Genomic DNA, 11,779 nt, shown 5'->3' on the forward strand with positions numbered 1-11,779 from the left:
ACTTACAGCGTTAAATTATTGTCTTCTATCATTTTTTGTAAAATTTGTGCTTCTAATGCACTGCTACTGTCACCTTGATACAGATCGTCGTACGTGACATCAGCTAGCAAGATGTTTTGTTGAACGTCTTCGTCACCATTAGGTTTAATAGAAATGGTCACACCTTCACCAGATTCTTCTAAATCTAGATATTGTGTTGCCCCTAGCCCTGTATTAAGCCCTAGGCTTCCCAAAATACCCGAGAGGTCAATTGCATCAGTGTCTGGAGACGCATCAAAATCTTGAATCACATCGTAGCTTGGTGCTTCTGCACTCCCTAAGCCTGAAGATGCGAACACAAAATTGTCAGAGCCTGTACCGCCAATCAACAGATCGTTATCATCTGTCGCGGTAATCGTAGAATCCCCTTCAGCGACAAACTCAATCGATACGGTTTGGGGTAACCCGACCGCTTGGTTATTGCCTATCTCTGCAGACGGCTCTATCGTTAGGTCAAATTGATCACCACTGTTGTAGCCCCCGGTAATCGCTAGGTTAGGCACATCTGCCAAGTCCACCACATATTGACCATAGACCATAGAGCCGTGTGAGAACGTCAAACCTGCGGGAATATCATGAATTGTAATGAAGCCCACTTCTGAATCAGCAGGGTTTACAAGAGAAAGGTCTAAACCAAGAGGAATCGTGCCACTTGCTTCTGCCACGATCGAAGAATATTCAACGCTCAATAACGGTGCATCAGGCTCTGGTGTGATAATAAGCGTCATGTCTTGCGAGCTCGGGTCACCCGTGTCGACCACTAACTCACCGAGTACCGTATTTTGATCAACCGTTCGGCCGGTAATCGTAATATCGAGGTTACCAAACGCATCGCCTGCAAAGAATTCGAGCTCATCAACAGAACTTGCTTTAACGAGGATCGTCGCCTGTATGATGCCACCAACACTGGTGAAAGAACTGGTTTCTGATCCAATTCGAATTCGGTCTAACCCAACTAACCCTGATGGGTCCGAAGTTCCATTCACTGTTACCGTAATTGCTAAAAACTCATCACTGTTAGTTTCAAAGCTATTGGCATCAAGAGGAATCACGATGCCATCATCTTCACTTCCAGTGAGCTGTTCAGGTAAATCGAAGAACTCAACTTTGTCACCTATAGGGTTAACACCTACAGTAAATTCAGATTGTGTATAACGGATATCCGTCGTACCAATTTCTTGAGTAATCGCCTCTAGAGACAGATTAATGTCACCACTAAAGTCTCTTGGTGGCAGAATGACTAGATTAGATAACTGACTTGGATCTAACTGCCACTCATAGGTAGGGTTTCCATCGAAGGTACCGCCATCAGCACCATTGTTTGGAACCAACTCATAGTTGTCTCCGATTTTAATAGCGACAACTGCGCCTTCAGGAACTCCCTTTAACGAAAGCGACATGTTTTCAGAACCATCTTGGTCAATGAGCTCTGCGCTAAGTGATGACAATGAAATGTAGTTATCCTCGTCGCCGACTATATCCTCTGTCACCAAGTTCGCCGCATCAGCGACTGGCTCAACGGTGATCGTGACTACGGTCGTTTTATCTTGCGTATCCGTTTCAACGACACAATCCGCTTCATCGGTAATATTTGCAGTTACCGTGAAGGTGATATCGCCGCTGTAATGTTCAGGTGGTGTTACCAACACATCACTCAAGCGGCTAGGATCCGTTACCGTCCAAGTACCATTGCCATTATCAACTAACAACCCGGTGTCAGTTGGAGTTTCAGACAAGGTCGCTCCATTCGAAATGCTCACCGTTAGAGAGTTAACGGTTTCTTTACCGGTAGCGCTATTGCCTTCACCAGTGATTAATTGTCCATCTTCAACGCTATCACCAAGAACCAGTTCAAGGTTAAGGTCTGTCGCGATGTCTTCTTGAATGGTTGTGGAGTCGGCTTCAACCGTAATGTCATCGACCACAGGCAGAACTTGGATACTAATGGTTTGGGCCGTCGTCACCGTATCACCGCTACATGGTGAGGTCTCAATTGTCTCTATGGTGAAATCAATACACCCTGCAAAATCTTCATCCAAGCCCGTTAACGTTCGTTTCGAGAGTCCATCTGCAGTGATCGAGTAACCAACTACTTCGCCAGCCGCGTCATATTCCGCAATAACACCATCACCCGAAATCTCGACGCCTTCAGGAAGAGAATCGGCAGGAATATAGAAAGAGATTTCATTGTCTGGATCACTGCCAACATCGGTGTTTAGCAAGCCAGTGAGATCAATATCTTCCCCTTCAGGTGTTTTAATTTCGCCATCGGGTTGAATCGGGCTTGGTGGGCCAACAGGGTCACAAGAACCGCCACCGCCGTCATGACCAGTAATTTGCAGCGGGAAAGTCGCATCAATATATCTCGCATCTTCACCATCAATCACACGAGCACGAACCACAATATCCAGTACCGGAGTATCACTTGGGCTGGAAATCGTCGCATTATCTAAAATGTACGCTGCGAGCTCTTGGAAAGAGTCACTCGTTAGCCCATCCGCCGATATGATCCAATTCCCAGAGCTATCTTGCGCAGCACCATTAGGGTGCTCAACAATCAACGAATAGCCGTCGGGAATCTCGATCAAAATATAATCTAGGTACTCTGACCCATCGATATCCGCGTCGACGAACGTCACGGCGTTAGAGATATCAACAGGCGAGCCATCTGTACTCTGTAACAGCTCTGTAGAGCCTTCTAATCGAGTATCTAGCTCGACACGAGCATCGACAGTCACGCTAATGGATCCGGTAATATCTTTAATATCCGTTGCACCAGTTGGAGAGGTATCCGTGACTTCATAGGTGATAGGAATTGAGAATGTTCCGCTTAAATCTTCTGTCGCTGTAACAGAAAGCCTGCCGCTGCTTAGAAGATCCGAAAGCGTTGGCGTTGTTGAGTCCAGTAGAGTATCCAAATCTAAGCCTGAAGCTGGGACCTGAATAACACTCCCATCAAAATAAAGAGTGAGATCTGCAGGTAGGCTATCAATGACATATCCCGTCAAGGATTCGCTGCCATCAATATCCTGATTCACTGAAGGTTCAAGGTTCAGGCCGATTTGACTGTCTTCGATGCCTTGAGTACTGACCACTTGACCGTCTTCTTGATCAACGACCGGCGCTAGCTCTACTTTAAGTGTCATAGGAAACTCGCCCGAATCACCATCGGGCTCAGTTGAGATAGCAATAACGGTGAGTTCTAATTCACCACTAAAATCAAGAACTGGCTTGAGATACAGATCATCCAGTTGAGCGTTAGAGACTTGGAATACGGGCCCTGTCACATCATCAACATACGCAATCGTCAGCGATACTGGTTCACCCAACGCATCCACCAGCAAAGTGCCTTCAGGAATGTTAGTAAGCAGTATGTTGATCTCTTCTGAAACATCGTCATCCGTCGTTTGTATGAGGAAGTCGAGCTGTATTAACCCATCTTCATTCAAGACCGATTGGTTGCTGATGACTTTACTGTCACTGTCGTATTGCCAATGACCATTACCACCGTCTACCGCGATAGGTTCATCCACAACACCTTTCAAAAAGATATTGATGGTTTTTGTATCACTTGACGCTTGCCCATTGATAGGAATAAGTGAATCGATCGTCGACTCAGTCGCTATTGCTGTTACGTCTATTGACAGATCTTCAGTAAAGGAACTGATGTCTTCTTTAGGCTGAATATAAGCAACACCATTGGCGATAGCTTCGGCAGTGACTGAATAGGAATTATTGCCTATCTTTGCGGTACCATCACCTTCAACAGACCAGCCATCTTGAACTTGGATAATATAACTTAACGATTCAGAACCATCGGTGTCCGCCAAAGCGCCTTCAATAACGTCTTTGAGGTAAATAGCTTCATCCTCTAGTCCCTTGTAGTCTTTAACAGACACATGAGGAGTATCAGCATCAGGTGAAATATCGACAGTAACGGTATGTACAATACTTGCCGTTTTATCATCTGGGTCAGCGAATGAATTGCCAGACTCTGTTGCAACCGCAGTAATCTCAAACTCAAAGCGACCCGCTAGGTTGTCGTCAGCCCTGATTTCCATTTTATCAATCTGAGCCTGTGTGTAAGATTTCCCTTCTTTGACTGCGTTGCCATTTAACGTCAAATTCAAGCCGTCAGGAATCCCACTAATCTGGTAGCTCAATGTTTCTGACGTATCTTGATCCGCCAGCTGAGCTGTTATGTCCAAACTGACTGGGTCTGAGTCATCTTCTACTGAATGATAGGAGAATACGGAAGCCGACCAATCCGGTGCATCAGCCACCGGTAAAACAGACACTGCAACATCAGCCGTCAGTTCTTTAGGATCCGTATCAGTGCTAATGATTGCGTTGATCGCTAGGATAACCGTTGAGGTGGTATTGGATTCATGAAGCGCGGGACGATAAGTCAACTGTCCATTAGGCCCAGTGAACTGACTATCAATCGCTGCCAATTGACTTCCAGACAAGGTGACCTTGCCGTCTACAACTTGAAGCAACACCCCATCAAGGTACAAGCTACCACCGTTTAGCGATGCTTCTGAGAACTCGATAGCAGTAACGGTTTCGCTTTGGTCGACATCGCCGGTTGCCACACTTACAACGATAATCGCGTCATTGTCTTCTGTGGTTTCAGAATCTTCATAACGAATAAAACCTTCGTTATCATCCAGAATAAGCTCAGCAGTACTGGTAACTTTATCACCGTCCGCATCTCGCACCAGATAATCGATGTCATCGACGATCTTAGGATCTGCAGGGTTTGTTGATACATTGGGATTTGTAGTCAGCTGGTAGCTACCATCTGAAGAAAGCGTAAACTGACCGTAAGTAGACCCACCATCATAATCATTAATTAGATTAATCGTGATAGGAGTGCCTGCGTTATCAAAGGTATAGGTAGTACCGCGATAGTCAAAACTTACAATGGTTGCGCCATCGGCACCTGCGAATTTTTCTGTTAGAAATTGTCCATTAAGGTCATCACCCTCAACCATTTCAATTGCCCCTGAACGCGCAACTGGGACAGCATCTGTTACGTTGACAGAATAAATTGCCGGATCAGAGCTATCGCCGTCCGCATCGTTGACCACCAGTTCAAAATTGAGGGCTAGATTATTCTCTCCATCAGCATTGGCGTGATCGAGAGGTGCATAAAGGTCGAACTCTGTTGTCCCGTCAGTATTAAAACGAATCCTAAATATATTGTTTCCATCAGAATCTTGACCGTAATACCAACCATCAGAATCGACAGCTTGCAGTGAAATGTCTTTCCCTGCACTCGAATATGAAAGTGCATCAAACGCAGCGGTGTCGACCGTCACAGAGACAACATCATCGGAACCTTCGATTATTCCTAACGAAGGGCTAGAATCTTCAACACCAACCTGTTCGCTGTCTCCAAGCAGACCGTCTTCATCAACAGAAATGCTTCCGATAACAGTAATTTTAGGGTTTGCACCATCGTAAATCTTAATATCAGATTCTTGTGTATCTCGTGAACCGTCTGAATCGATTGTGACGATTGAGGCTGGAATCGACAGCTCTGTGTCCTTCACACCGGTTCCGTGGTCTATTGACTGGTACAAATCAATCTCAACCGTGACATTCGTGGAACCATTGGCTTCTAAGCTAAAATCTTCAGGAAGTCTCACTTGGAAAACAGCATCGCCATTCGACAATACCGCATCAAACGTTCCATCCCCATTATCTCGCCAAGACAATGCTTCACCATTACGTGTCACCGCCTCACCGTCACTATCAAGAACGGCTTGGCCAGTTGTCACATCTAACCCCAAGAACACGAGTGGATCGTTGCCCGCACTCACGGCTAAGCTTGCACTCGCTGTTGTTCCAACACCAGACGGGGTTGTATCAGCAACAGGGTTTTCACTCAACTCGACCATGCCAGAGCCAATCGTAGGCTCCCCACCATCCGTAATCGAGATGTTCAAGGTTAATTGAGTTTCATCGTTGTCATCATCTTTTGCTGTGATGACAAAAGGAATTTGGTCGGTTCCATTCGTTTGGTCGAGGCCCTTGAATAGTTCAAAGGTGTAAGTGACATCAGTATCGGTCTCACCTGACAGAGAGGTAAAGCTCAAGGTGAACGCTTTATTTTCAGCACTTTCAGAGCCAACATAACCAGTAAGTTCATTTCCGTCTGCAGAGACCACATAGATGATCTGTACACCCCCACTAAACAACTGCGGCTGATCTCCAACATCAAAAAATACAGACTCAACAAAGTCACTTCCGACGTTGAGATTGAAAGTGCCAGTATCTGAAACACTGCCGTGAATAAGATCTGATTCGTCCACAGCAGCATTGCTAGTTGAAGTTAATATTGGGTCGGCTCCATCCTGGATGATCCAGTCGAATTGCCCTTGTTTTAAAGAAGTGCCATCTAAATCCGTTCCATCAATAATAAGTGGCAGGGTGATGGAGTCGTTGCTGAACAGGTGGTTGATAGGCTGTTCTAACACTAATGTGACATCTGCTAGAACATCGATACCACTAGCGACTGCACTCAACGTTAGCGTGAATATCGTTTCACCATTTGCTTGTGCGGTAATCGTTTTACCATCATTCGCTAACGTGTAGGTTAGAGGAAAGTTCTCATCTCCGGTCGTCAAGCCCAAGGCGTCTAACTGCACCAGAGTATTAGCATTAAATACAATAGAAGCGGGATCTGGATTATCTGATCCAGCGGAAACGGTAAACTGGCCGACTACAGTTTGAATTCCATCAGACACATCACCTTCAGAGCTGGTCGTTGTCCCATCAACAACTAGCCCTGCATCACCATCAAAAATATCAATGACCGCAGTGCCGTTTCCGAAATCATTACTGATGTCGCCAGCAACATAGTTGAAGGTGATGTTCTGATCAACTGTGTGGTCCAAATTCCTGTTGGCGACGAACGTCCAGTGGCCATTCGCAAATACGGTCAAGGTGCCTTCGCTAGTAGCAAATGAAACCGGAGAGCCACCAACAATCGTCTTGGTCGTACCATCAACTTCAACACTTTTTATCGTAAGTTGAGTATCCAAATCGATGTCGTTATTCAACACGTTCCCTGACGCAATCTCACCCTCGATCATTTGATAAGACTCATCAAAAACCAGAGGTTCAGAATCTTTGATGACAATAGGTAAACGTCCTATCACTAACTCCGTTGTACCATCAGCATCGGTTTGCAAACCTTCGATGAGCAGAGCCGTCAGAATTGAATCTAACCCAGCTTCCTGATCAATCGCCTTATAAAAATTGATATTTACGTTGCTGCCGGAAATTGACGCATCGAATACTTTTTGCCCATCGCTTCGTGTGCCAATTAGGCTTTGTTTATCAGCCGATACAGCAACGGTTATCGATAGGGTTTGAGAAGTTAGTGACTCTGCGATGCTTTGATCATCGCTAAAAGAGAAGTCCGCATAATCGATGCGAATATCAGAGGTCTGAGTTTGATTTCCAAAAATCCCGACAACAGTTTCTGAGAACACAACCGACTCGGGCAGTATAATGCTTGGCATATCATCGATAGCTTGATTGCCTACCGTATTGAATACTTTGGCATCAACCGTCCATTCTGACGCCAAGTTTAGGGACGAGACATCTATATTTTCAACAACCCAATTACCTGATGCATCAACAACACCCTCAAACACAAGAGTCTGAGAGCCATCATTAACTTCAATATAAACAGGAAGACCTTCGGCAACATTGGTTGTGCCTTGCATGGTTGTAAGTTGGCCGCCACGAAATGCCAAAATACTAAAACCGTCTAGCGTATCAATGTCTATAACAGGCGAAACAGTATCAATAACAATTTGCCCTGCGCTATTTATTGCAGAAGCAGGGTTACCGGCAACGTCAACAGTGTCAGCCTCAATTTGAATGCCACCATCGGAAAAGCTGGTTAGATCCACGCCTTCAACTGACCAAGCACCATCAATCACAGTTGCCGTCAGAACAATGACATTCGTTGTGCTGTCAGAAATGCGAATATTGACCGTTTGGCCATCTTCTACGTTCTGTACCGTACCAAAGAATTTAGCCGACTGAATTTCGAAGCTATTGAGGACACCGTCGCCACCATCATCAACCGCAGCGGTGATGTCCGCTAGCGTATCTTTCACGATCGTGTCGGTCGCTGTTGTAGGGTTTCCAGCAATATCGATAGTATTGGCAACAACGGTTAGCTCACCTTCTGCAAAGCTTGAGTAGTCTTGAAGAGTCAGAGTCCAAGTTCCGCCGGATACTTCCGTTGTGTATTCTTGTATCGTTCCTTGGCTATCGGTAATTGAAATGTTGATGGTTTGCCCATCTTCTACATTGGCAATCGTACCAACTAGCACCCCATTCGATATTTCAAATTGATTGTAAAACTCATCACCAAAGCCATCGAAGTCAACCTCAATGTTGGCTAATGTGTCTTTGATTGTGGAATCGTTAGCTGCAATGCTATTGCCAAAATCATCAGCAATGACAGCATCGACTTGAAGATCCCCCTCCTCCAATGAAGAGAGGTCGACGCCATTGACGACATACGTTTCATCGCTTGTGATGGCTGTGGTGGTTACTGTGTTTCCGTTAACATCAGTGATGGTCAGAACAACGGTACGCCCGTCTCGAACATCCACTGCCGTGCCCGTAATCGTGACACTTGGTACTTCAAACTGATTTTCGTAACCGTCTCCACCATCCAAAATATCAACGGTTAATAGTGCACTAGGTAACAGAATATCAAGGTTACCCTCATTCGAGGTTGTATCTTCGTCGGCATATTCTGCAGGACGCGTATCAAAACCCGCCTCAGCGAGCGTTTCATCTAAGGTGGAACGAACATAAACAATAAAAGAGGCGCTGGAACTAGGTTGGTCATTTACTGAGTTAGGCTGTTGAGGTGCGCTTTCAATGTTGTTGACGAGTTCGGTGACCACCTTTTCCAACTGTTGTTCAACTGCGGCGATTTGTGGTTCGGTTAGGGGCTGAGCCTCTTGTAAATTCTGAGGTTCAATGCTGACGACTTGCACGCCTTCAACTTTTGGCTGCGTAGCAGGTAATTGAAGCCAAGTCCCATCAGGGAATACTTGCCACACAACACCACCAACTTCGATATATAAAATAGGATCCATCCTAAACCTCTTCCTTACAAAAACGCTGACCTTGAGAACATCAATTTACTCAATAAAAAGCCGGAGAAATCAGCACACTCTCTTTAGTTAATACTAGCAAACAACAAACCATTAACAGTTAATTATCACTAATACGCTGTAAAGTAAACCGATAGGCTGTGACTGCATTCAGTTATATCTATCGTCACAAAATACATTCAATGAATGTGTCATAATGTTGAAATTACTGGTTAAATTTCAAGGAATGTCATGACTGCAACGAACTATCTAAACCAATTGAATCAAAAGTATCTTGCGACTCATAAAGCGAAAGAAGACTTCTTTTGGGATACATATATGGGTATCAGTGACGACCACGATGGTTCGACACTCGCACAGACTCAGTGGACGGAATTTCTAAGCTCTGCCGAACAGATTACTGCTATCGAAACGCAACTCGCTGCTATTGATGAAATTCAAGATCCTCTCGAAAAAGAGAGTACGCTGACAGGCTTGAATGGTTGGTTGGCGACCTTTAGATCTCACGCTATTGAGTCTGAGCAGTCACAGAAGCTTAAATCCGATCTCATAAAGTTTGAGGCTGAACTGTTTGAGAAAAAACAGAATCATGTAATGACTTACGTAAATGAAACAGGTGATGAAACAGAAGGATCGCTGCCCGTTTTAGGTTCAGCCGTTAGAAGTAATGGTAATGAACAAGTTAGGCTTTCTGCACATCAAGCATTATTAGATTTAGAGCAATGGCTGCTGGTTAACGGCTTTATTGAGCTGATCAAAAAACGTAACCAATTTGCTCAATCACTGGGGTTTAAAACCTTCTTTGATTACTCGGTGGTAAAAACCGAACAGATGACGACAGAACAACTGTTTACGATTCTGGATGACTTCGAAGCACGCACGCGTGATAGCCATCAGCAAAGCCTAGCCAATTTGGCAGAGCAGAAAGGCGAGAATGCACTTCAAGCCCATAACTTTACCTACTCTTTTGCAGGTGACGTTATGAATGATCTTGATCCTTATGTTCCGTTCTCAAAGTCACTTCGACGCTGGATTGAATCTTTTGGTCGCCTCAACATCGAATACTCTCAAGCGACATTAAAATTGGATCTGCTTGATCGTAAAGGTAAGTACCCTAATGGCTTCTGCCATGGCCCTATCCCTTCTTTCTATGACCAAGATGCTTGGGTTGCGGCCCAAGTTAATTTCACTAGCAACGCTAAGCCCGATCAAATAGGCAGTGGCTATGATGGGATTAACACACTATTTCACGAAGGTGGTCACGCGGCGCATTTTGCTAATGTAAAAATGAACGCCCCTTGTTTCTCTCAAGAGTTTGCGCCGACTTCGATGGCTTATGCTGAAACACAATCCATGTTCTGCGACAGCTTGTTAAATGACGCTGACTGGCTAAAACAGTACGCTCTAAATGCGGACGGGCAACCTGTGCCAGATGATCTAATTAAAGCCATCATCGACAATAAACAGCCCTTCCGAGCTTACCAAGAACGCAGCATTCTTGTGGTTCCATATTTCGAGCGAGCCCTGTACGAATTAGCTGATGAAGACCTCACGCCTGAAAAAATCACGGCACTTGCTCGTAGCAGTGAAAAGGCAATTCTTGGATTGTCTTGCAGCCCTCGTCCACTGATGGCGATCCCTCACTTATTGTCTGATGAAGCATCTTGCTCATACCAAGGTTATCTATTGGCTCATATGGCGGTGTATCAAACACGAGCTTATTTCACCGACAAGTTTGGTTACTTAACAGATAACCCAGAGATCGGGCCTTTGTTGGCGAAACACTATTGGCATAAAGGCAATAGCGTGAACCATAACGGTACAATCGAAAGCCTGACTGGGGAAGGTTTTAATGCCAAATATCTCGCTGACGAGTGTAACTTATCGCCAGAGGAGGCTTGGGCGATTGAGGAGCAAAAAATCAAACAGCTGTCGACAAGAGAACGTGCACCAGTCGCGGATTTGAATGCGAAGGTATCGATCGTTGATGGAGCAACTGAATTAGCGAATAATGCAAAGTCGAATGACCAAATGTGTGATGATTTTGAGCACTTTATTATTGAGCAATACGGTCGATAGATTGAGTTTTAATGCTAATGAAAAAGGCAAAAATGAGTAGTGACATAACTCATTTTTGCCCCAAAACAAGCTAGAGCAGGATTGAGGCTAATTTCAAGACACGCGATTAGACTTACTTTTCCTTATGTCTAGAGTTCTGACTATGTGGCCAAATTTACTGATCCACTACAGTTGATGCTTCTTCGTAAGAAAGGTGATCTGGAAAAGTTATAAAGCGATCTTCATGACCAACCACTTCCTGAGCTAACATACCATCAGTACTGCCTCCGCCTCTGGCCACATCGTTGCTACCTTGATTGATCGCGACAGTGTCCCAAGTCGGAAAAAACAGACCAACCACGCGGTTCCAACCTGAAGATGTGTAACCTTGCTACCGTCAGCAATCACATCACCTCCGCCAACAGCAGATGAGGCAAATTCAGACATCTGGATAAGGTCTCGACTCGGTTTTATCGTGAATTTTTCATGATGGGCTCGCTATTGAATTGAAAAATAAGGACAGG

General features: G+C 44.9%; 3 protein-coding genes. 1 reads left to right on the forward strand and 2 read right to left on the reverse strand.

Going from position 1 to position 11,779, the window contains the following annotated elements; all coding sequences use genetic code 11:
- Positions 1-2: 2 nt before the first annotated feature.
- Positions 3-9,179 (reverse strand): RTX toxin, encoded by a 9,177-nt coding sequence (locus AB4274_RS12240; protein ID WP_372112139.1) that lies wholly within the window; start codon positions 9,177-9,179, stop codon positions 3-5.
- A gap of 249 nt (positions 9,180-9,428) precedes the next feature.
- Between AB4274_RS12240 and AB4274_RS12245 the strand changes: the two genes are divergently transcribed.
- A complete protein-coding gene (locus tag AB4274_RS12245; RefSeq protein WP_372074923.1) occupies positions 9,429-11,276 on the forward strand; it encodes a M3 family metallopeptidase in 1,848 nt (615 codons plus the stop codon).
- Positions 11,277-11,430: 154 nt separating this feature from the next.
- On the opposite strand, the gene AB4274_RS12250 is transcribed toward AB4274_RS12245, so the two are convergent.
- The gene (locus tag AB4274_RS12250; protein ID WP_102530869.1) at positions 11,431-11,616 is read right to left on the reverse strand and encodes a hypothetical protein; all 186 of its coding nucleotides are present in this window, start codon (positions 11,614-11,616) and stop codon (positions 11,431-11,433) included.
- Positions 11,617-11,779 lie beyond the last annotated feature (163 nt).

The sequence above is a fragment of the Vibrio sp. 10N.261.55.A10 genome, assembly GCF_041470825.1.
GTDB lineage: Bacteria > Pseudomonadota > Gammaproteobacteria > Enterobacterales > Vibrionaceae > Vibrio > Vibrio crassostreae_C.